Below are 20,230 nucleotides of genomic sequence, written 5' to 3'. Positions count from 1 at the left end.
TGCCCGGCGTCGGCGCGGGGGAAGCGGGCGGACGCCGAGCCGGACAGGTCCTGGGCCAGTCCGATCCTGATCCGCCGGACAGGCTCTACGCCACCGCCGTCGTCGCGCGCTTGGTGGTCGCGATCGTCGCCGAGCCGACCACGCGAGTGCCGTCGTACAGCACCACCGCCTGCCCGGGAGCAACGCCCCGGACCGGCTCGGCGAAGGTGACCTCCAGCGCGCCGTCGACGAACTCCGCCGTCACCGTCGTCTCGCCGCCGTGGGCCCGCAGCTGCGCCGTGTACGTGCCCGGGCCGGTCGGGGCCGCCCCGCACCAGCGGGGCTTGATCGCGGTCAGGGCGGTGACGTCGAGCGCCGCCGCCGGGCCGACCGTCACCTTGTTGTTCACCGGCGAGATGTCGAGCACGTAGCGCGGCTTGCCGTCCGGGGCGGGAGTGCCGATGCGGAGCCCCTTGCGCTGGCCGATCGTGAAGCCGTACGCCCCTTCGTGCGTGCCGACGACCGCGCCGGACTCGTCGACGATGTCGCCCTCCGACTTGCCCAGCCGGTTCGCCAGGAAGCCCTGGGTGTCGCCGTCGGCGATGAAGCAGATGTCGTGCGAGTCCGGCTTCTTGGCCACGGCCAGGCCCCGGCGCTCGGCCTCCGCGCGAATCTCGTCCTTCGTCGTGACCGTGTCGCCGAGCGGGAACAGCGCGTGCGCGAGCTGGCGGTCGTCGAGGACTCCGAGGACGTACGACTGGTCCTTGGCCATGTCGGAGGCGCGGTGCAGCTCGCGCGTGCCGTCCTCGTTCACGATCACCTTGGCGTAGTGACCGGTGCAGACCGCGTCGAAGCCGAGGGCGAGGGCCTTGTCGAGCAGGGCCGCGAACTTGATCTTCTCGTTGCAGCGCAGGCAGGGGTTCGGGGTGCGCCCCGCCTCGTACTCGGCGACGAAGTCCTCGACCACGTCCTCGCGGAAGCGCTCGGCGAGGTCCCACACATAGAACGGGATGCCGATGACGTCCGCGGCGCGGCGGGCGTCGCGCGAGTCCTCGATGGTGCAACAGCCGCGCGCGCCGGTCCGGAAGGACTGGGGGTTCGCCGAGAGGGCGAGGTGGACGCCGGTGACGTCGTGCCCGGCTTCCGCTGCTCGGGCGGCGGCGACGGCGGAGTCCACGCCGCCGGACATGGCGGCCAGTACACGGAGGGGACGCTGCGAGATCTCAGTCATAACGCTTCAAGGGTACGGGTCCACGGGAACCGGAGCCCCCGAGTATCCGTTGACGATCACATGGGCGAGAGGAAGAAGGACTCGGACCGGCGCGTCGGGCGGCGCGCCCTGCTCATCGGCGGGGCGGCGGCCGCCGTGGGCACGAGCGTGCTGGCCCGTGACGAGCTGGCACGCCTGTGGTGGCGGATGCCGAGCGTGGAGAAGCCGCGCAAGGCAGGCGAGGTCGACTTCAGAGGCGCCCGCTGGGTCGCGGCGTCGTCCGCGAACTGGCGGCGCGCGGACCGCCCCGACGACTACGACATAGACCGAGTGATCATCCACGTCACCCAGGGCAGCTTCGACAGCGCCGTGAAGGTCTTCCAGGACCCGGGGCACGGCGCGGCCGCGCACTACATCGTCCGCAAGGACGGCCACATCACGCAGATGATCCGCGAGCTGGACGTGGCCTACCACGCCGGGAACCGCGACTTCAACGAACGCAGTGTCGGCATCGAGCACGAGGGCTTCGTGGACCGGCCGAAGGACTTCACGGACGCGATGTACGCCGCCTCGGCCCGTCTCACGGCACGGATATGCGCGCGCTACGACCTGCCCGTCGACCGTGAGCACATCATCGGCCACGTGGAAGTACCGGGCACGGACCACACGGATCCGGGGCCGCACTGGGACTGGGACCGGTACATACCGCTCGTACGCAAGGCTCGTACGGCCCAGGCCAAGGCCTAGGCCCAGGTACTCGGGGGGGCGAGGGCACCCGGGAGTCAGCTCAGCCCCGCCGTCCGTGCGCGTTCCACCGCCGGGCCGATCGCCTGGGCCACCGCTGCCACGTCCGCCTCCGTGGAGGTGTGGCCGAAGGAGAAGCGGAGGGTGCCGCGCGCCAGGTCCGGGTCGGTGCCCGTGGCGAGAAGGACATGGCTGGGCTGCGCCACGCCCGCCGTGCACGCCGAGCCCGTGGAGCACTCGATGCCCTGGGCGTCCAGGAGCAGCAGCAGCGAGTCGCCCTCGCAGCCGGGGAAGGTGAAGTGGGCGTTCGCCGGCAGCCGGCCCGTGCCGACGGGGTCGCCGCCGAGGATGGCGTCGGGGACGGCCTTGCGTACGGCGTCCACCAGATCGTCGCGCAGCGCGCCGATCTCCCGGGCGAACCACTCGCGGTGCTCGGCGGCGGTCCGGCCGGCGACGGCGAACGCGGCGACGGCGGGCACATCGAGGGTGCCGGAGCGGACATGGCGCTCCTGGCCGCCGCCGTGCAGGACCGGTACGGGGCTGTACTCACGGCCGAGGAGCAGCGCGCCGATGCCGTACGGGCCGCCGATCTTGTGGCCCGAGAGGGACATCGCGGCGAGCCCCGAGGCGCCGAAGTCGACGGGGAGCTGGCCGACGGCCTGGACGGCGTCGGCGTGCAGCGGGACGCCGAACTCGGCGGCGATGTCGGCGAGTTCGCGGACCGGCATGATCGTGCCGATCTCGTTGTTGGCCCACATGACCGTGGCCAGCGCGACGTCGTCGGGGTTGCGCTCGATGGCCTCGCGCAGGGTGTCGGGGTGGACGCGGCCGTAGCCGTCGACGGGGAGGTACTCGACCGTGGCGCCCTCGTGTTCGCCGAGCCAGTGCACGGCGTCGAGGACGGCGTGGTGCTCGACGGGGCTGGCGAGTACCCGGGTGCGGGCCGGGTCGGCGTCGCGGCGGGACCAGTACAGGCCCTTCACGGCGAGGTTGTCGGCCTCGGTGCCGCCGGAGGTGAAGACCACCTCGCTGGGGCGTGCGCCCAGGGCCTCCGCCAGGGTTTCGCGGGCCTCCTCGACGGTGCGCCTCGCACGGCGGCCGGCGGCGTGCAGAGACGAGGCGTTGCCGGTGACGCTCAGCTGGGCGGTCAACGCCTCGACCGCCTCCGGCAGCATCGGGGTGGTCGCGGCGTGGTCGAGGTATGCCATGGTGGGCCCAATTCTAGGGCCCGCTGCCGGCCGGCATGTTTCGGCTCCGCCCAGCGGCGGTGGCCGTCAGCTGCCGAAGCTCCACGACATCGTGTGGTCGGCGGACATGAACACCGCGAGGACCAGAAGGTCGGCCGCGCCGAGGCCTAGCCCCAGGAAGGCGCGGCCGCGGCGGGTGGTGCCGCGGTGGAGGGCCACGGCCGCCAGCGCGATGGCGATGGGGCCGAGGAAGACGTTGAAGACCAGGAGGCCGACGAGTCCGAGGATGAAGGACGCGACGGCCATGCCGTCGGCGTCACGGACGGCGTTCCGGCGCCGGGGCGCAGCGGTGGTGAGTTCCATGAGGTCTGCTCCCAACAGGCTTGTAGGTACGGGGTGGTCAGTTGGCGGTGTGGCGTCGACGGCCGCGGCGCTCGCGGACCGCGAAGACGGCCAGCCAGACGCCGATGACGACGCTCGCGACGACCGTGACGGGGAGCGGCGCGTGGGCCACGGTGCCCAGGACGACGCCCAGCAGCAGGAGTGCTGCGACGAGGAACAGCATGAGATGCCTTTCCTGGAAGTCGAATATTCGGTGAACGGTTGTGGTTACAACTGTTCACTGACTTCCCAGTCTAACTCGCCTCCCGGCTTCCCTCTTACGGAGAACAGTTGTTAACTGCATGGCATGAGTCACACCCTCGGCGTCCGGCAGGCCAAGAAACAGAAGACCCGGCAGGCGCTCCTGGATGCGGCGCTGGGCCTGCTGGAGGAACAGAGCCTCAGCAGTCTGGGCCTGCGCGAGGTCACCCGGGCCGTAGGCGTCGCCCCGACGGCCTTCTACCGGCACTTCCAGTCGACGGCGGATCTCGGCGTCGCCCTGGTCGAGGAGGCGCTGGGCAGCCTGCACCCGATGATCGCCGGCACGGTGTCCGCGGCCGGCGACGGTGACGAACGCATCGACCGCGCCGTCGACCTGATCGCCCGTCATGTGCGCGAGTACCCCGCACACATCCGTTTTGTCGCCCGCGAGCGCAACGGCGGGGTGCAGAAGGTCCGGGCCGCGATCGCGGAGCAACTGGACAGGTTCACCGGCGAGGTGAAGGCAGAACTGGCCAAACACCCGGAGTCGGCCGGATGGAGCGACGACGACCTGCTGATGCTCGCGGGTCTGTACGTCGACCAGATGCTGATGACCGCCTGCAACTTCCTGGAGGCGCCCGCCGAGGAGCAGGATCAGGTGGCCCGGGTGGCGACCCGCCGGATGCGGCTGATCAGCATCGGCAGCCGCCACTGGCTCGGGTGACAGAGGGCGCGCACGACACCTTCGTACGCGCCCCTCGTCATCCCGCGGCAAGCAGGCCCCGTCAACCTTGAGCCTGCTGGTCCTGGTCCTGGTCCTGGGTCTGGCCTTGACCCTGGTTCTGGCCTTGGTTCTGCCCCTGCTGCCCACCGGGACCACAGCCGCCGCCCTGCCCGCCACCGGGGCCACCGCCGGGCCCACCCGACGGCATGCCGGAAGGGGCGCCCGACGGGGCCTTTCCGGTAAGCGCACCCGAAGGCGCCCCACTGGGCTTCCCCGACGGAGCCCCGCTGGGGGCGCCGGACGGAGCCTGGCAGCTCTGCTGCCCCGACGTACCGTTGCCGTTACCGCTGCCCGAGGACGAGGACGAGGAGTCGCCCGAGCCACAGGCCGTCAGAAGGAAGGGTGAGAGGGCCAGCACGGCCACCGCGGGGACGAGACTTACACGGTTCATGAGGGCAACTCCCGGATGATGAGCGGATTCTGAGACGCCGCATGCAATCAACCGCCCATAGGCCGCACTTGGGCCCGCGCTGTGCCCCGCCTGCGGTTACGGCAAAGGCCGACCCAACACATACGGCCTGACCTGCGCCTTCTTGCGCAGCCCTCAACTCCCCCGCTGGTACAGCTCCGTGACAGAGGCTGCCACTTCGGCCAGTTCCTCCCGGACCTCCGGCGGGGAGAGCACCTCCAGCCGGTCCCCGAAGGCGAGCAACGGCCGCGCCTCGCCGACGACTCCGATCGCGAGCCGGGCGGTGACCCATGGGCTCACGCCGTCGTCGTCGGGCGGCTCGGTCAGAGCGCCGCCGTGCAGGCGCAGGAAAAGGCCCAAGCGCTCACGCCTGACCCGTACCGTCACCTCGATCCCGCCCGGCCTGTCCTCGACCTGGCGCCGCAGCGTCTCCCAGGTGTCGGCGAGTTCGACCCCGGAACGGCGCTTCACCGGTTCCTCCGTGAGGCGGGCCGAGCGCACCCGGTCGGCGCGGAAGAGCCGCGGACTGCCGCGCCGGTCGGCGACGAGATACCAGACGCCCGCCTTGGAGACGAGCCCGTACGGGTCCACGGTGTAGGTGCTGTCCTGCGTGGCGTCGCTGTGGCGGTAGCGCAGCCGCAGCCGGCGGTCGGCGAACACCGCGTCCTGGAGCGTGTCGAGGTCGACGGCGGGCAGCGGGCCGCCCTTCCAGCGCGTGGCGTCGACGAGGATGCGGCGGCTGGTGACCTCGGCGGCGGGCCGGTGCGGCGCGGGCAGCGCGGCCATCACCTTGCGCAGCGCCGAACCGAGGGCATCGTCGAGACCGAGCGCGGCGTGCGCGCCCTGGGCGGCGAGGATGAACAGCGCGCGGGACTCGTCGGCGGTCAGTCCCGTGACGTCCGTACGGAAACCGGCGAGCAGTTCGATCCCGCCGTGCCGCCCGCGCTCGGCGTAGACCGGGACGCCGGAGGCCGACAGGGCCTCGACGTCCCGGTAGATGGTGCGCACCGACACCTCCAGCCGCTCGGCGAGTTGATGCGCGGGCACACGGCCGTGTGTCTGCAGGAGCAGGAGGATCGAGAGCAGCCGGTCGGACTTCACCCGCCCAGGATCCCGGTCAGAGCCTGACCCGTGCGAGCTGCCGTGACTGCGCCACCAGCCGGTCCGCGCTGTCCCAGACCTCGGCGTCCTCCTCCAGGAAACCGCCGGCGAGGTTCCGGGTGGTGATAGAGATCCGCAGCGGGCCGGGCGCCGGGCGGCAGCGTATATGCACGGTCAGCTCGACGGTGGGGACCCAGCCGGACAGGCCCAGTTCGAAGGCGGTCGGCGGCAACGCGTCGACTGCGAGCAGCAGCGAGAACGGGTCGGCTTCGCGACCGTCGGCAAGCCCGAACCAGGACCGCATCTCACCCTTGCCGGACGGTGCCCCGAGGGCCCAGCCCAGGGTGGCCGGGTCGAGCTTGAGCATCAGCCGGTCGGTGATGGCGGAGCTGCCGGTGACGGGAGTGGGCGAGTCGGCAGGGCCGAAGCACTGCTCCAGGGGCGGAATCGTGGGCGGCTTCGCCGTCGTACGGACGTCGTCGGGCAGGGACCCCAGGTCCCCGTACGAGGCGAGGACGCGGATCCGCTCGACCTCCCGGCCTGCCTCGTCGTACTGGAACAGGGACGCCTGGCCCGTCGAGAGCGTGCGGCCCGTCCGTACGACATCCGTGCGGACGACCGCCGGACCCGGCTGCGATGCCGTCAGGTAGTGCGCGGAGATCGTGAACGGATCGCCGTGCGGCAGGGTGTCCGCGAGCGCGCGACCCAGGACCGCCAGCAGATAGCCGCCGTTGACGGCGTTGATGATCGTCCAGCCGGCGGACAGGTCGATGTCGTAGACGCCCGGTTCGCGCCGGGTGACCGCGGTGTCGCGGTCGAACTCGCTGTCGCCGATCGTGGCTCGGACGGCCTGTATGGAAGCTGCTTCTGACATGGTTGAACCGTACAACAGAGATTACTAAGCAGTAGCTTTTTGTGTTTCGGCTGCGTGACATCTCACACCGCTCCATTCGCCGTCCGGCAACGCGAAGAACGGGAGAGCGCCGTGATCGGCGCTCTCCCGTTCGCGTACTGCTCTTGCGTCCTACTTGTCGGTCGACTCCGGACGATCGCTGCTCTTCTCCACAGCGCTCTTCTCCACAGCGGTCTCCTCCACAGCGGTCTCCTCCACCGCGGCCTCAGAAGCCTTCTCCGCCGCCGCCAACTCGGCCGCCGTGCCCACCGCGACCAGCTCGACCGCCTCCTTCGCCGCCGACAGCAGCACGGTGTCCTGCGGTGCCTGGTCCTCGGCGTTCTCCGGGTGGTGACAGGCGACCTGCTGACCCGGCTTCAGCTCGATGAGCGGCGGCTCCTGCTTGGTGCAGATCTCCGTGGCCTTCCAGCACCGGGTGTGGAACCGGCAGCCGCTCGGCGGCGCGATCGGCGAGGGCACATCGCCCTTGAGCAGGATGCGCTCGCTCTTGGCGGACCGGCGCCGGGGGTCCGGGATGGGCACGGCCGACATCAGCGCCTTGGTGTACGGGTGCATCGGCGCCTTGTAGAGCGACTCGCGGTCCGCGAGCTCCACGATCTTGCCGAGGTACATCACCGCGATACGGTCCGAGACATGGCGTACGACGGACAGGTCGTGCGCGATGATCACGTACGTCAGGCCCAGCTCCTGCTGGAGGTCGTCCAGCAGGTTCACGACCTGCGCCTGGATCGACACGTCCAGCGCCGAGACCGGCTCGTCCGCCACGACCAGCTTGGGGTTGAGCGCGAGCGCGCGGGCGATGCCGATGCGCTGACGCTGGCCGCCGGAGAACTCGTGCGGATAGCGGTTGTAGTGCTCGGGGTTGAGGCCGACCACCGACAGCAGCCGCTGGACCTCCTTCTTGACACCGCCCTCGGGCTCGACGCCCTGGAGCTTGAAGGGGGCCCCGATGATGGTGCCGATCGTGTGGCGCGGGTTCAGCGACGAGTACGGGTCCTGGAAGATCATCTGGACGTCACGGCGCATCGGGCGCATACCGCTGACCCCGAGGTGCGTGATGTCCCTGCCCTCGAACTCGACCTTGCCCGCGGTCGGTTCGAGCAGCCGGGTGATCAGCCGGCCCATCGTCGACTTGCCGCAGCCCGACTCGCCGACGACGCCCAGGGTCTCGCCCGCGCGCACCTCGAAGTCGATGCCGTCGACCGCCCGCACCGCGCCGACCTGCCGCTGGAGCAGGCCCTTGCGGATCGGGAAGTGCTTCTGGAGCCCGGTCACCTTCAGCAGGGTCTCGCCGGGGGCGACGTCCTTGGTGAGGGTCGCGCCCTTCGCTGCGCCCTTCGCCGCGCCGTCGCTCTGTGCAGGGATGCTCACTGCGTTGTCCTCTGCGTTCTCACTCACAGCTTCGGCGCAATCTCTTCGGTCCAGATACGCTCCCGCTCCTCCTGCGTCATATGGCAGGCGGCCCAGTGCTGGCTGCCGACCTCGGACAGCTCGGGGCGGACCGTGCGGGTGACGTTGTCCTTGGGGACGTCCGCGTACGGGCAGCGCGGGTTGAAGGCGCAGCCGGACGGGATGTTGATCAGCGAGGGCGGGGAGCCCTTGACCGGGATGAGCCGCTCCTGCTGGTCACGGTCCAGGCGCGGCATCGAGCCGAGCAGCCCCCAGGTGTAGGGGTGGCGGGGCTCGTAGAACACCTTCTCGGCAGGACCGCGCTCGATGCACCGGCCGCCGTACATCACCAGGATGTCGTCGGACAGCTCGGCGACGACGCCCAGGTCGTGGGTGATGATGATGACCGCGGAGCCGAACTCCTTCTGCAGGTCCCGGATGAGGTCGAGGATCTGCGCCTGGACGGTGACGTCGAGGGCGGTCGTCGGCTCGTCCGCGATCAGCAGCTCGGGGTTGTTCACCAGCGACATCGCGATCATCGCGCGCTGGCGCATACCGCCGGAGAACTCGTGCGGGTAGTTGTCGACCCGCTTGTCCGGCTGCGGGATGCCCACCCGGTCGAGCATCTCCACGGCACGGCGCTTGGCGGTCTTCTTGTCGACGTCGTGGTGGATCCGGTACGCCTCCACGATCTGCTGGCCGATCGTGTAGTACGGGTGCAGCGCCGACAGCGGGTCCTGGAAGATCATCGCCATCTCACGGCCACGCAGCTTGCGTACGTGGTCGGGGTCGGCGGAGAGCAGTTCCGTGCCGTCGAGCCAGATCTCGCCGGAGATCCGCGCCTTGCGCTTGCCGTACTGGCCGGCGGTGTGCAGGCCCATGATACCGAGCGAGGTCACCGACTTGCCGGAGCCGGACTCGCCCACGATGCCGAGGGTCTTGCCCTTCTCCAGCGTGAAGCTGAGCCCGTCGACGGACTTGACCAGGCCGTCGTCGGTCGGGAAGTGCACCTTCAGGTCGCGGACTTCGAGGAAGGCGGTGGGGGCGGGCGAGTCACTGACGACAGGCTCGGTCATCGCCGCCCCGGAGCTCTTACTGAGGTCGGTCATGCGAGCCTCACTCGGGGGTCGATCACGGCGTACAGGATGTCCACGACGAGGTTGGCGATGATCACCGCGAGGGAGGTGATCAGGGTGACGCCGAGGATCACGGGCAGGTCCTTGTCGCTGATCGCCTTGAGGACCGCCTGCCCGAGGCCGGGAAGGCTGAACGTGGTCTCGGTGAGGATCGCGCCGCCGATCAGGGCGCCGAGGTCCATGCCGAGCATGGTGAGGACCGGGGTCATCGCGGAGCGCATCGCGTGCTTGCCGATGACGACCGGTTCGCGCAGGCCCTTGGCGCGCGCGGTGCGGATGTAGTCCTCGCCCATGACCTCCAGCATCGTGGCTCTGGTGATCCGGGCGTACATAGCCGCGTAGAGGAAGGCGAGGGTGACCCAGGGCAGGATCATGCCTCCGAACCAGCCGCCGAAGCTCTCCTCGAGGGGCACGTACTGGGCGTCGAGCCAGCCGAGTCCGTAGCTGAAGATCGCCAGCGACAGCAGGCCGGTGAAGTAGATCGGGAGCGAGACGCCGGCGAGGGCGACGACCATCGCGCTGCGGTCCCACAGAGTTCCGCGCTTGAGCGCGGAGAGCACGCCCGCCGCGACACCGAACAGCAGCCACAGCACGGCGGCACCGAGCGCGAGGGCCAGGGTCACCGGGAAGCGGTCGGTGAGCACCGGCCAGATGGCCTGCTCGTTACGGAAGGAGTAACCGAAGCACGGTGCCGCGCAGTTGGTCACATCGCCGCCGGCCGCGTAGGTGCGTCCCACGAAGAGGCCTTTGAAGAACTCCCAGACCTGGACGAAGATCGGTTCGCCGAGGCCGAGCTTCTGGCGCACCGCCTCGATGGCCCCCGGGTCGGCCTGCTTGCCCACGAACATCGTGGCCGGGTCCACGCCCGCCCACCGGGGGACGAGGAAGAAGATGCAGAAGACCACCAGGATGATGACCACCAGCATCACTGCGGCGGCGAAGAGCCGCCTGATGAGGTAAGCGAGCACTGCTCTCGGCCCGGCGGCGGACCGTGGGCCACCGGAGGTCTTCCGGTGGCCCACGATCACACCGCGCCGGCCTTCACCTGCCTTTCGTGCCGTACGGCGGGTGTGCCGGTCGTAGTTACTTCTTCAGGCCGAGGTTGACGAAGTCGTACTGACCGCTGTAGCCGTCGGTCGTGTACACGTTCGCCAGCCGGTTCGAGCGCCAGTTGATGAACTTCTCGAAGACGAAGGGCAGGTAGTAACCGCCCTCCATGACCTTGTGGTTGATCTCCGTGGCGATCTGCTCCTTCTTCGCGTCGTCCAGCTCCTTGACGTAGTCGCCGAAGAGGCCGTCGATCGTCTTGTCGTCGATCATCGCGAAGTTGTTGTTACCGCTCTCCAGGATGTACTTGCTGTGCCACAGCGGCAGACCGTAGCCCTGGACGGACGGGAAGTCCGGGCCCCAGCCCATGATGATGATGCCGTAGCCCTTCTTCTTCACGTTCGAGGGGCTGCCGATGATGCCGGAGCTCTGCGCACCGTCGTACTGGTCGATGTCGACGGTGATGCCGACCTTCTTCAGCGACGCCTGGAGGGACTCGGCGGTGGCCACCTCGACCGGCTTGTTGTTGCGGACCGCGATGGTGGTCTTGAAGCCGTTCGGCTTGCCGCAGGCCTTCAGCTCTTCCTTGGCCTTGGCGACGTTGCCCTTCTTGTTGGCACCGGCCATCTCGTACGGGTCGTACTTCTGGCCCTCGGAGCCCGGGACGGACGGCGGGAGCATGTTGGTGCCGATGTCACCACCGGCGACCGGGCCGCCGCGCGCGGTCTGCAGCGACTCGTGGTCGGCGCCGTAGATCACGGCCTTGCGGCAGTGCTCGTTGTCGAACGGCTTGACCGTCTGCGGGAAGACCGCGTAACGGATGTAGCCGGAGACCGGGTTGTCCAGGTTGCCCTTGTGCTCCTTCAGGGCGGTGGTGCGGCCCTGCGGCGACAGACCGGTCTGGTTGATGTCCAGGTCGTAGTCGCCGTTGATCAGACGCTGGTCCATGTCATTGGCGTTGGTGAACAGCGTCAGCGTGATCTTGTCCGGGTACGCCTTGCGGACCGGGTCCGAGGACTGCTTCCAGTTCTCGTTGCGGACCAGCGTGAGCGACTTGTTCGGCGTGTACGACTGGAACTTGTACGGACCGGAGGAGAACGGCTTCAGACCGTACTTCGACTTGGTGTCCTTGTCCTGGCGGACCGGGGACGCCGAGGTCATGGCGAGCATTTCCTCGAAGTCGGAGTTCGCCGCGGGCAGGTTGAAGACGATGGTCTTGTCGTCGGGCGTCTCGATCGCCTTCAGGCCCAGCTTGTCCTTGGACGTGTCCTTGTAGGGGCCCTTGTACTCACCCTTGGGGTCGAGGACGTCCTTCAGGTAGACCGGGCCGCCGGACAGCACGTCCTGCGCCCACACGCGCTCGATGCCGTACTTGATGTCCTTGGAGGTGATCGGCTTGCCGTCCTCCCAGGTGATCCCGTCGCGCAGCGTGTACGTGTACGTCTTGTCGTTGTTGGTGATCTTCGCCGTGCTGGTGGCGAGGTCCGGCGTGATCTCGGCGCCCTTGGCACCGGGCTCCGGCTTGTTGGTCACCAGCTGACGGCTGTAGTAGCGCATGAAGTTCCACGCCATGCCGTAGTAACCACGCGTGGTGTCCCACGAGTCGGCGTCCTGGGCACCGGCGAACTTCAGCGTGCCGCCCTTCTTGGCGAGCGAGGCCTGCGCGACCTTGTTGTTCGCAGCGTCGTAGCCGGCCGCGCCGTTCTTCGAACCGCCGTCGTCGTCGTTGCCGCCGCCGCACGCCGCCGTGGACAGCAGCGCAGCGACCACGGCTGCGGCAGCCACGGCCTGCTTGCGCCGCCCTGTGGTGCGTTGGGTAGTCACTCGGATCCTCCGTGTGTGTAGCGGCCCGCCGATGGGTGACGGGCCCTGGGGGTACGGCAGTTCAGCGAGAACCCTTCGGGTCCAGCGCATCGCGTACGCCGTCGCCGAAAAGGTTGAAGGCAAGCACGGTGATGAAGATCGCTACACCCGGGATCACCATGTACATGGGGTCCGAGTCGTAGTAGTCCACCGCGGAGGAAAGCATCTGTCCCCAGGAGGCCGTGGGCGGCTTGACGCCCACGCCCAGGAAGCTGAGCGCCGCTTCGGTGAGGATGTTGGTCGGGATCATCATCGTCGTGTAGACGATGATGGGCGCGACGAGGTTGGGCAGCAGCTCCTTGAACAGGATGTACAGCCGCCCGGCGCCCAGGCTGCGGGCCGCTTCGACGTACTCGCGCTCACGCAGCGAGAGCGTCTGGCCGCGCACCACACGTCCGACATAGGGCCAGCCGAAGAAGCCGATCACCAGGATCATCACGAAGAGGCGCACGCCGGTGCCGGTGAGACCCAGCATCTCGTTCGGCATGACCGAGACCAGCGCGATGATGAACAGCAGCTGCGGGAACGCCAGCAGACCGTCCATCACCCGGCTGATGAGGGCGTCCAGCCAGCCGCCGAAGTAGCCGGCGAGGACACCGAGAACCGTGCCGATCACGACCGCGACCAGGGCGGACAGGAAGCCGACCAGGAGCGAGATACGGGCGCCGTAGACGATGCGGGCGAACACGTCGCGCCCGTTGACCGGTTCGACACCGAAGAGGTGGTCCCCGCTGATGCCGCCCAACGACCCCTTGGGAGTCGAGAAGAGAGGGTCGATCAGGTCCTCGTGGTGCGTCTCGGGGTCCTGCCCGACCAGGTTCGTGATCACCGGTGCGAGCAACGCGATCGCGATCAGGACGAGGACGACGACGCCGCCCGTGAGAGCCAGTTTGTCGCGCTTGAGGCGCTCCCAGGCGATCCGGCCGAGGGAACGCCCCTGTACCGACTTGGCCTCGGCGGAGCCGGCTGTCGCCGCCTCCTCGGCAGCACTCGGGGCCGCTTCCGCGGTCGGCTCGTGCAATGGTGCCGTCATCGTGGCAGCGACCCCTCTCAAACCGGCGGTAGCCGGCCCCCACTTGCCGCGGTAGCGGCGTGATCAGTCTGTCGAACGCAGGGGAGAACACCCCTGGAGCCGGAGTCTTCAACGGTTCAGCGATCTGTTGCCAGACTTGGCGGTGAATGGATGCCTAACCGTGATGCTGTCTGGGGTGTTCCGTTATCCGGACTGCCGATAACGGGTGGCGGACGGGGGATAGTTGGGGCGTAAGGGGATCACTACCCCATTTACCCGCGTAGATTTGGACAATCTACGCGCGGTGACTCGTGGCGAGTGGTGCAAGCGGTTTTCGAGGGGAAGACGGCGGAGCGGGCTCAGTACGTGCCCGGGAAGCCACCTGTGGCCGGGGCGGGGGCCGCATGGGCCTCCCGGTCGTAGAACGGCCGCGCGTTGGCCCGCATCCACATGGCCACCGGGTCGTACCCGTCGGACATCGCGACGGTCGATACCGGCAGCCCGTCGGGCACGGCGCCGATGGACTGCTGCATCATCGCCCGTACCGAGTCCACGGCGGGCGGACTGGTGTCGTACACATCGAGGCCGATGGCGAGATACGGCGCCCCGAGCGCCGGCTGCACCCAGGCTCGGCGCAGCGAGCGCACGGCGGCGGTGCGATGCGCGTTCTGCGCGAGCAGAGCGTAGAACTGCGGGAGTTCGATGCCCGGTTCGGCCATCCGGAGCGGACCCGCGGGCTGCCGCTCCAGGCCGGTGGCGATGCGGCGCAGGTCCAGCCAGGGGATGCCGACGCCACCGCCGGGCGCGTGCGGATTCAGCCAGAGGCCGTAGTGGTCGGGGTAGAGGGTGCGGGCCACGTCGAGGCCGTCGACGACCTCGTACGAACGGTTCCAGCCGCTCGCCGAGAGTTCCTGGGCGGAGGTGACGCAGGGCGCGTAACCGAAGCCCTCCACCTCCATGTTCCCGTACTGGGCGTCCGGCGAGCCGGCCTGGCCGTGCCAGAGAAGCATCCAGACCTGACCCGCGGAGGGCGTCGCGAGCGCCCGCAGGAGCGCCTCGTAGGCGTCGTAACGCCCGGGCGTCACCTGGCGCAGCATGTGCTCGACCTGCCCGGCCGCGGCTGTGCCCGACGCGCTCACCCTCTACCGCCCCTTCGCGACATACCCGTCAACATGCCCCACAGGCCCGGCGTGCGTCATGTAATTGAAGCGCGCACCACCCGACCGAGCCATTCTGCATCGTCCGGGGGCCGATGCACTCACTGGCGCCTCAGCCGTTGGGCCGGACCCCCGAGTGAAAGACCCCCAACCCCGACCGAGCCATGAAACCAGCTTAGGTCGCCATCCTGACAGCGGCTCGGCGCACGCGGCCGCGGCTGTGCCCCCGTGGCGTCAGTGTCCGTGCCGATGGAAGGGGCGCACGCGGGCGCGCATCCAGTCGCCCACCGGGTCCTGCGCGACGTCGAGGAACACGAGGTTCACCGGCAGCGCCACCGGCACCCGGGCGAGCGCCCGTCCCAGGGCGTCCAACGGGAGCGCACGCACGCCCTCGTCCCAGGAGATCAGTTCGACGCCGATGAACATCACCGGGTCGTCCCCCTCGATGCTCGCCAGGCAGCGGCGGGCGCTCAGCACGACACCGGTTGCCGCGAACTCGGCGGAGGCGGCGGCCAGGAAGTCCACCGGGTCCTCCTGCCAGTCGGGCTCGAACAGCCGCACCCGGCCGCCGCTCGCGGGCCCGTCCAGCTCGGTCCGTCCGGCGCGGCACAACGCGGCGACGGCGGGCGGCGGCAGGGGCACACCGACCGTGCCGTCCGGGTTCACCGCGATGCCCACCCGCGGCGGCAGTCCGCGCGCGAACTCCACGGCGGGCGCGATCGTGTACGACATGTGGTCGCCCACGATCTGCCGGAACTGCTGCTCCGAGCTGAAGACCGGAACGTAGGCCTGGCCGTCGAGCTCCATCATCGGCAGGTCGAGCGGGCCGCTGTGCGGGCCGCCGCCATTGGGCAGCGGGACCCAGAGGAAGCTGCGCCCGAGGACCTCCACGATGCGGGCACCCGCCGAGGGCCCCACGGGAGCGCCGAGGGACGCGGCGAGCACCTCCTCCAGCGCGTTGCCGGGCCAGCCGGCATGCGGGTGAGGGTGTGCCTGTACCGGTATGTCCATCTGCGTAACCATCTGCTCGGAACCTCTGCTGATGGGGGTAAACCCTATCGCCTGCGGAGCTTTCACCCCACGCGGCGTCCAGTGGCGTTCCGTCGCCGAAGGGGCTCAGTCACCGAAGTCGATCCGCCGCAGCACGTCCGCCGCGGCACGGTCGACGAGGACGGCCGAGCCGCATCCCTCCGGCAGGTCGCCCTCCTCGACGGAGCGCAACAGCCGGGCGACCGCGCCGCGGTGCCGGGCGAAGGCGTATCGCGAGACGCCGCGGCCGCGCTCGCGCTGGCCGTCCAGCGCGGTGTCCGGCGGGACGTCGAGCAGCAGCAGGTGCAGCGTGCCGCCCCGGCGCCTGGCTTCGCGAGCGATCCAGTTGCGCACCCAGGCCTGTGTGCCGCAGTCGTGCACGACGACGCCCTCGCCGGAGCGCAGGGCGCGGCGCAGGCCCGCGTAGTGCGCGGCCCGCACGAGGGGGCGGTAGATCGCGTACGGCACGAAGCGGGACAGCCGGCGGTCCCAACGGTCGCGGGTGTCCTGCGAGTCGATACGGAGGCCCGTCACGGCGCGGCGCATCAGGGTCGACTTGCCGCTGCCCGGGAGGCCCGTGACCACGACCAGGTCGGCCGCGCCGAAGCGGAGGCCGTGCGGACTGTGTCCCGCGCGGTCCCGCAGATCGCGGACGACGGGCGCCGGGAGCGGGCCGCACGCCTCCCTGGCCGGGGCAGCGGGCTGCTTGGGCAGTGCGACGGCCGTACCTGTCGCATACACCGTGGTCCTGTTCACGCTGATCGTCCTCCCCTTGGGGTCGGGAGACCCATCCCCGTCGAGTGTAAAGAGAAGGTAATGCGTGCCACCTGTCATTTTGGTACTCGTCCTGCCACAGCCCCGTCACAGATCACTGTGAAAGGTCCCCCTGCCGTGCCGCACCCAGGCGTGCAATGATGTGCGCGCCAACTGCATACCGGCCGCTTGAATCCGCGCGGGAGAGTTCCGGGTACGGGTACCCGGGCGCCGAAGGAGCAAGTCCCTCCCTTGAATCTCTCAGGCCCCGTTACCGCGCGGGCGAGGCACATCTGAAAAGCGGGCCGCTGTCCAGTGGCTCCACCCAAGGTGCAAACCGTGACCGCCGACTACCGACGGTCATGGCGAACCTCTCAGGTTCCGATGACAGATGGGGAGGAACGACCTCGCCTGTCATGCCCTGGGAGCAGAACCGATGAGCAGTAACGCCGCGCCCCTCACACCACGGCGCACCGCGCTCGATGCCCTGCATCGTGTCCTCGGCGCGACGATGACCGACTTCGCCGGCTGGGACATGCCCCTGCGGTACGGCTCCGAGCGGGACGAACACATCGCCGTCCGCACCAAGGCCGGCCTCTTCGACCTCTCCCACATGGGCGAGATCACCGTCACCGGTCCCCAGGCCGGCCGGCTCCTCGACCACGCGCTGGTCGGCAACCTCTCCTCGGTCGGCGTGGGCCGCGCCCGCTACACCATGATCTGCCGGGCCGACGGCGGCATCCTCGACGACCTGATCGTGTACCGGCTCGGGGAGAGCGAGTACATGGTCGTCGCCAACGCCTCCAACGCCCAGGTCGTGCTGGACGCCCTGACCGAGCGCGCCGCCGGCTTCGACGCCGCCGTGCGCGACGACCGCGACGCGTACGCGCTGCTCGCCATCCAGGGCCCCGAGTCCCCTGGCATCCTCAAGTCGCTGACCGACGCCGGCCTGGAGGGCCTGAAGTACTACGCGGGCCTGCCCGGCACGGTCGCGGGCGTCCCGGCCCTGATCGCCCGCACCGGCTACACCGGCGAGGACGGCTTCGAGCTGTTCGTCTCCCCGGCCGACGCGGAGAAGCTGTGGCAGGCGCTGACGGAGGCGGGCTCCTCGGCGGGCCTGGTCCCCTGCGGGCTGTCCTGCCGCGACACCCTGCGCCTGGAGGCGGGCATGCCGCTGTACGGGCATGAGCTGAGCACCTCGCTGACGCCGTTCGACGCGGGGCTTGGCCGGGTCGTGAAGTTCGAGAAGGAGGGCGACTTCGTGGGGCGCGAGGCGCTCGCCGAGGCCGCCTCCAGGGCCCAGGAGAACCCCCCGCGTGTCCTTGTCGGTCTGATCGCCGAGGGCCGCCGCGTCCCGCGCGCCGGATACCCGGTCGTCGCCGGCGGCGAGGTCGTCGGCGAGGTCACCTCGGGCGCGCCCTCGCCCACGCTCGGCAAGCCGATCGCGATGGCGTACGTCGACGCCGAGCACGCCGCGCCCGGCACGCCCGGTGTCGGCGTGGACATCCGGGGCAGTCACGAGCCGTACGAGGTCGTGGCGTTGCCCTTCTACAAGCGCCGCAAGTAGTCCCGGCATCGGGGTCGCCGGCGCGCCGACGTGACGTGCGACCCCGTGTGCCGCCTCGTAGCGCAAAGGGCGTCTCACCAGCCCACCCGTTCATCAGCACTCTCTCGCGTACAGGAGAATTCAGGCCATGAGCAACCCCCAGCAGCTGCGTTACAGCAAGGAGCACGAGTGGCTGTCGGCCGCCGAGGACGGCGTCGCGACGGTCGGCATCACCGAGTTCGCGGCCAACGCGCTCGGCGACGTCGTCTACGCCCAGCTCCCCGAGGTCGGCACCACGGTGACCGAGGGCGAGACCTGCGGCGAGCTGGAGTCGACGAAGTCGGTGAGCGATCTGTACTCGCCGGTGTCCGGTGAGATCACGGAGATCAACCAGGACGTCGTGGACGACCCCGCGCTGGTGAACACCGCCCCGTTCGAAGGCGGCTGGCTGTTCAAGGTTCGCATCGCGCAGGAGCCCAAGGACCTGCTCTCCGCGGACGAGTACACCGAATTCTCCGGATCTTGAGGACTCCTGACCGATGTCGCTTCTGAACCAGCCCCTCTCTGAACTCGACCCGGACGTCGCCGCCGCCGTCGACGCCGAGCTGAACCGTCAGCAGTCCACCCTGGAGATGATCGCGTCGGAGAACTTCGCTCCGGTGGCGGTCATGGAGGCCCAGGGCTCCGTACTCACCAACAAGTACGCCGAGGGTTACCCGGGCCGCCGCTACTACGGCGGCTGCGAGCACGTCGACGTGGTCGAGCAGATCGCCGTCGACCGCGTCAAGGAGCTCTTCGGCGCCGAACACGCCAACGTGCAGCCGCACTCGGGCGCCCAGGCCAACGCCGCCGCGATGTTCGCCCTGCTCAAGCCCGGCGACACGATCATGGGCCTGAACCTCGCGCACGGTGGCCACCTGACCCACGGCATGAAGATCAACTTCTCCGGCAAGCTCTACAACGTGGTCGCGTACCACGTGGACGACGCGACCGGCCAGGTCGACATGGCCGAGGTCGAGCGCCTCGCCAAGGAGTCCAAGCCGAAGCTGATCGTGGCCGGCTGGTCGGCCTACCCGCGTCAGCTGGACTTCGCCGCGTTCCGCCGGATCGCCGACGAGGTCGGCGCGTATCTGATGGTGGACATGGCGCACTTCGCGGGTCTGGTGGCGGCGGGCCTGCACCCGAACCCCGTCCCGCACGCGCACGTGGTCACGACCACGACGCACAAGACGCTGGGCGGCCCGCGCGGTGGCGTGATCCTGTCCACGGCGGAGCTGGCGAAGAAGATCAACTCGGCCGTCTTCCCGGGTCAGCAGGGCGGCCCGCTGGAGCATGTCATCGCGGCCAAGGCCGTCTCGTTCAAGGTCGCGGCCTCGGAGGACTTCAAGGAGCGGCAGCGGCGGACGCTGGACGGCGCGCGGATTCTCGCCGAGCGCCTGGTCCAGGACGACGTCAAGTCCGTCGGCGTCGATGTCCTGTCCGGCGGTACGGACGTCCATCTGGTCCTGGTCGACCTGCGCGACTCCGAGCTCGACGGGCAGCAGGCCGAGGACCGCCTCCACGAGGTCGGCATCACGGTCAACCGCAACGCCGTCCCGAACGACCCGCGTCCGCCGATGGTCACCTCCGGCCTGCGCATCGGAACGCCGGCCCTGGCTACCCGAGGCTTTGAGGCCGAGGACTTCGCCGAGGTCGCGGACATCATCGCCGAGGCGCTGAAGCCCGTGTACGACCGGGACGCCCTGAAGGCCCGGGTGTCCGCCCTGGCCGGCCGGCACCCGCTGTATCCCGGCCTGAAGTAACCGCTCGGGGGCACCGCGCAGCCTGAACGTGCGTGCGCGGTGCCCCACTCTGTTCCACCCCCGTTGTGAGGAGTCACCGTGGCCATCTCGGTCTTCGACCTTTTCTCGATCGGCATCGGCCCGTCCAGCTCCCACACGGTCGGCCCGATGCGCGCGGCGCGGATGTTCGCCCGCCGCCTGCGTAACGAGGGCCTGCTGGCCCCCACCGCCTCGCTGCGCGCCGAGTTGTACGGCTCGCTCGGCGCGACCGGCCACGGCCACGGCACGCCGAAGGCGGTCCTGCTCGGCCTGGAGGGCGAGTCTCCGCGGACGGTGGACGTGGAGAAGGCGGACGACCGCGTCGACGCGATCCGCTCGGAGAAGCTCCTCAAGCTGCTCGGCGAGCACGAAATCGCCTTCTCCTTCGACGACGACCTGATCCTCCACCGGCGCAAGGCACTGCCGTACCACGCGAACGGCATGACGCTCTGGGCGTACGACACCGACGGGACGGAACTCCTCTCCAAGACGTACTACTCGGTGGGCGGCGGCTTCGTCGTGGACGAGGAGGCGGTCGGCGCGGACCGGATCAAGCTCGACGACACCGT

21 protein-coding genes and 2 riboswitches are annotated in these 20,230 nt (G+C 69.6%); of the genes, 6 read left to right on the top strand and 15 right to left on the bottom strand.

Going from position 1 to position 20,230, the window contains the following annotated elements; genetic code table 11:
- Positions 1 to 85: 85 nt before the first annotated feature.
- A complete protein-coding gene (gene mnmA / locus FGD71_RS45220) occupies positions 86 to 1,210 on the bottom strand; it encodes a tRNA 2-thiouridine(34) synthase MnmA (RefSeq protein ID WP_119106446.1) in 1,125 nt (374 codons plus the stop codon).
- Positions 1,211 to 1,270: 60 nt separating this feature from the next.
- Between mnmA and FGD71_RS45215 the strand changes: the two genes are divergently transcribed.
- Positions 1,271 to 1,936, top strand: coding sequence for an N-acetylmuramoyl-L-alanine amidase (locus tag FGD71_RS45215; RefSeq protein ID WP_119106445.1), 666 nt, complete (start codon positions 1,271 to 1,273; stop codon positions 1,934 to 1,936).
- A 35-nt stretch (positions 1,937 to 1,971) separates the two neighbouring features.
- Here the strand turns inward: FGD71_RS45215 and FGD71_RS45210 are convergent, their stop codons facing one another.
- From FGD71_RS45210 to FGD71_RS47825, 3 genes are all read right to left on the bottom strand, one after another.
- Positions 1,972 to 3,141: a cysteine desulfurase family protein gene (locus FGD71_RS45210; protein WP_119106444.1), complete on the bottom strand. Its 1,170-nt coding sequence runs from the start codon at positions 3,139 to 3,141 to the stop codon at positions 1,972 to 1,974.
- 66 nt (positions 3,142 to 3,207) lie between these two features.
- Entirely contained in the window at positions 3,208 to 3,483 is a 276-nt protein-coding gene (locus tag FGD71_RS45205) for a DUF4190 domain-containing protein (RefSeq protein WP_119106443.1), read from the bottom strand.
- Between the two features lie 37 nt (positions 3,484 to 3,520).
- Positions 3,521 to 3,685: a hypothetical protein gene (locus FGD71_RS47825; RefSeq protein ID WP_162931411.1), complete on the bottom strand. Its 165-nt coding sequence runs from the start codon at positions 3,683 to 3,685 to the stop codon at positions 3,521 to 3,523.
- A 123-nt stretch (positions 3,686 to 3,808) separates the two neighbouring features.
- Between FGD71_RS47825 and FGD71_RS45200 the strand changes: the two genes are divergently transcribed.
- Complete coding sequence (locus FGD71_RS45200; RefSeq protein ID WP_119106442.1) at positions 3,809 to 4,426, top strand: TetR family transcriptional regulator; 618 nt, start codon at positions 3,809 to 3,811, stop codon at positions 4,424 to 4,426.
- Between the two features lie 61 nt (positions 4,427 to 4,487).
- On the opposite strand, the gene FGD71_RS45195 is transcribed toward FGD71_RS45200, so the two are convergent.
- The 11 genes from FGD71_RS45195 to FGD71_RS45145 form a co-directional block, all read right to left on the bottom strand.
- Entirely contained in the window at positions 4,488 to 4,877 is a 390-nt protein-coding gene (locus FGD71_RS45195; protein WP_240437078.1) for a hypothetical protein, read from the bottom strand.
- A 153-nt stretch (positions 4,878 to 5,030) separates the two neighbouring features.
- A complete protein-coding gene (locus FGD71_RS45190) occupies positions 5,031 to 5,996 on the bottom strand; it encodes a helix-turn-helix transcriptional regulator (RefSeq protein WP_119106441.1) in 966 nt (321 codons plus the stop codon).
- 16 nt (positions 5,997 to 6,012) lie between these two features.
- Positions 6,013 to 6,870 (bottom strand): thioesterase family protein, encoded by an 858-nt coding sequence (locus FGD71_RS45185; RefSeq protein ID WP_119106440.1) that lies wholly within the window; start codon positions 6,868 to 6,870, stop codon positions 6,013 to 6,015.
- A gap of 150 nt (positions 6,871 to 7,020) precedes the next feature.
- On the bottom strand, positions 7,021 to 8,280 hold the full coding sequence (locus FGD71_RS45180; protein WP_240437077.1) for an ABC transporter ATP-binding protein: 1,260 nt from the start codon (positions 8,278 to 8,280) through the stop codon (positions 7,021 to 7,023).
- A gap of 23 nt (positions 8,281 to 8,303) precedes the next feature.
- Positions 8,304 to 9,407, bottom strand: a complete 1,104-nt coding sequence (locus FGD71_RS45175) for an ABC transporter ATP-binding protein (RefSeq protein ID WP_119106439.1) — start codon at positions 9,405 to 9,407, stop codon at positions 8,304 to 8,306.
- A complete protein-coding gene (locus FGD71_RS45170; protein ID WP_119106438.1) occupies positions 9,404 to 10,402 on the bottom strand; it encodes an ABC transporter permease in 999 nt (332 codons plus the stop codon). Before FGD71_RS45170 ends, FGD71_RS45175 begins: the two co-directional genes overlap by 4 nt.
- A gap of 115 nt (positions 10,403 to 10,517) precedes the next feature.
- The gene (locus FGD71_RS45165) at positions 10,518 to 12,305 is read right to left on the bottom strand and encodes an ABC transporter substrate-binding protein (protein WP_119106437.1); all 1,788 of its coding nucleotides are present in this window, start codon (positions 12,303 to 12,305) and stop codon (positions 10,518 to 10,520) included.
- Positions 12,306 to 12,366: 61 nt separating this feature from the next.
- A complete protein-coding gene (locus tag FGD71_RS45160) occupies positions 12,367 to 13,377 on the bottom strand; it encodes an ABC transporter permease (protein WP_119106436.1) in 1,011 nt (336 codons plus the stop codon).
- A gap of 338 nt (positions 13,378 to 13,715) precedes the next feature.
- Positions 13,716 to 14,495 (bottom strand): enhanced serine sensitivity protein SseB C-terminal domain-containing protein, encoded by a 780-nt coding sequence (locus tag FGD71_RS45155; RefSeq protein WP_119106435.1) that lies wholly within the window; start codon positions 14,493 to 14,495, stop codon positions 13,716 to 13,718.
- 252 nt (positions 14,496 to 14,747) lie between these two features.
- Positions 14,748 to 15,524 carry an enhanced serine sensitivity protein SseB gene (locus FGD71_RS45150; protein WP_119106434.1) on the bottom strand — a complete coding sequence of 259 codons (777 nt, stop codon included), beginning with the start codon at positions 15,522 to 15,524 and terminating at the stop codon, positions 14,748 to 14,750.
- A 105-nt stretch (positions 15,525 to 15,629) separates the two neighbouring features.
- A complete protein-coding gene (locus FGD71_RS45145) occupies positions 15,630 to 16,298 on the bottom strand; it encodes an AAA family ATPase (RefSeq protein ID WP_240437076.1) in 669 nt (222 codons plus the stop codon).
- Positions 16,299 to 16,485: 187 nt separating this feature from the next.
- Positions 16,486 to 16,582, top strand: a riboswitch (glycine riboswitch).
- Positions 16,583 to 16,696, top strand: a riboswitch (glycine riboswitch).
- 35 nt (positions 16,697 to 16,731) lie between these two features.
- Here FGD71_RS45145 and gcvT point away from each other — a divergent pair.
- The 4 genes from gcvT to FGD71_RS45125 all read left to right on the top strand — a co-directional run.
- Entirely contained in the window at positions 16,732 to 17,862 is a 1,131-nt protein-coding gene (gcvT, locus tag FGD71_RS45140; RefSeq protein ID WP_119106433.1) for a glycine cleavage system aminomethyltransferase GcvT, read from the top strand.
- Between the two features lie 127 nt (positions 17,863 to 17,989).
- Positions 17,990 to 18,367, top strand: coding sequence for a glycine cleavage system protein GcvH (gcvH, locus tag FGD71_RS45135; protein WP_119106432.1), 378 nt, complete (start codon positions 17,990 to 17,992; stop codon positions 18,365 to 18,367).
- 13 nt (positions 18,368 to 18,380) lie between these two features.
- Positions 18,381 to 19,643, top strand: coding sequence for a serine hydroxymethyltransferase (gene glyA, locus FGD71_RS45130; RefSeq protein ID WP_119106431.1), 1,263 nt, complete (start codon positions 18,381 to 18,383; stop codon positions 19,641 to 19,643).
- A 78-nt stretch (positions 19,644 to 19,721) separates the two neighbouring features.
- Positions 19,722 to 20,230, top strand: a 509-nt coding sequence (locus FGD71_RS45125; protein ID WP_276147195.1) for a serine dehydratase beta chain, incomplete at its 3' end; no start/stop codon positions are given.

Origin of the sequence: Streptomyces sporangiiformans, assembly GCF_005768555.2 — a bacterium.
Classification (GTDB): domain Bacteria; phylum Actinomycetota; class Actinomycetes; order Streptomycetales; family Streptomycetaceae; genus Streptomyces; species Streptomyces sporangiiformans.
The sequence above is the reverse complement of the archived record's forward strand: the minus strand, read 5'-3'. Positions and strand labels throughout refer to the sequence as shown.

Coding starts and splice junctions, on each gene's coding strand:
- mnmA (WP_119106446.1), bottom strand. CDS start 1,210: ATGACTGAGATCTCGCAGCGTCCCCTCCGTGTACTGGCCGCCATGTCC.
- FGD71_RS45215 (WP_119106445.1), top strand. CDS start 1,271: ATGGGCGAGAGGAAGAAGGACTCGGACCGGCGCGTCGGGCGGCGCGCC.
- FGD71_RS45210 (WP_119106444.1), bottom strand. CDS start 3,141: ATGGCATACCTCGACCACGCCGCGACCACCCCGATGCTGCCGGAGGCG.
- FGD71_RS45205 (WP_119106443.1), bottom strand. CDS start 3,483: ATGGAACTCACCACCGCTGCGCCCCGGCGCCGGAACGCCGTCCGTGAC.
- FGD71_RS47825 (WP_162931411.1), bottom strand. CDS start 3,685: ATGCTGTTCCTCGTCGCAGCACTCCTGCTGCTGGGCGTCGTCCTGGGC.
- FGD71_RS45200 (WP_119106442.1), top strand. CDS start 3,809: ATGAGTCACACCCTCGGCGTCCGGCAGGCCAAGAAACAGAAGACCCGG.
- FGD71_RS45195 (WP_240437078.1), bottom strand. CDS start 4,877: ATGAACCGTGTAAGTCTCGTCCCCGCGGTGGCCGTGCTGGCCCTCTCA.
- FGD71_RS45185 (WP_119106440.1), bottom strand. CDS start 6,870: ATGTCAGAAGCAGCTTCCATACAGGCCGTCCGAGCCACGATCGGCGAC.
- FGD71_RS45175 (WP_119106439.1), bottom strand. CDS start 9,407: ATGACCGACCTCAGTAAGAGCTCCGGGGCGGCGATGACCGAGCCTGTC.
- FGD71_RS45160 (WP_119106436.1), bottom strand. CDS start 13,377: ATGACGGCACCATTGCACGAGCCGACCGCGGAAGCGGCCCCGAGTGCT.
- FGD71_RS45150 (WP_119106434.1), bottom strand. CDS start 15,524: ATGGACATACCGGTACAGGCACACCCTCACCCGCATGCCGGCTGGCCC.
- gcvT (WP_119106433.1), top strand. CDS start 16,732: ATGAGCAGTAACGCCGCGCCCCTCACACCACGGCGCACCGCGCTCGAT.
- gcvH (WP_119106432.1), top strand. CDS start 17,990: ATGAGCAACCCCCAGCAGCTGCGTTACAGCAAGGAGCACGAGTGGCTG.
- glyA (WP_119106431.1), top strand. CDS start 18,381: ATGTCGCTTCTGAACCAGCCCCTCTCTGAACTCGACCCGGACGTCGCC.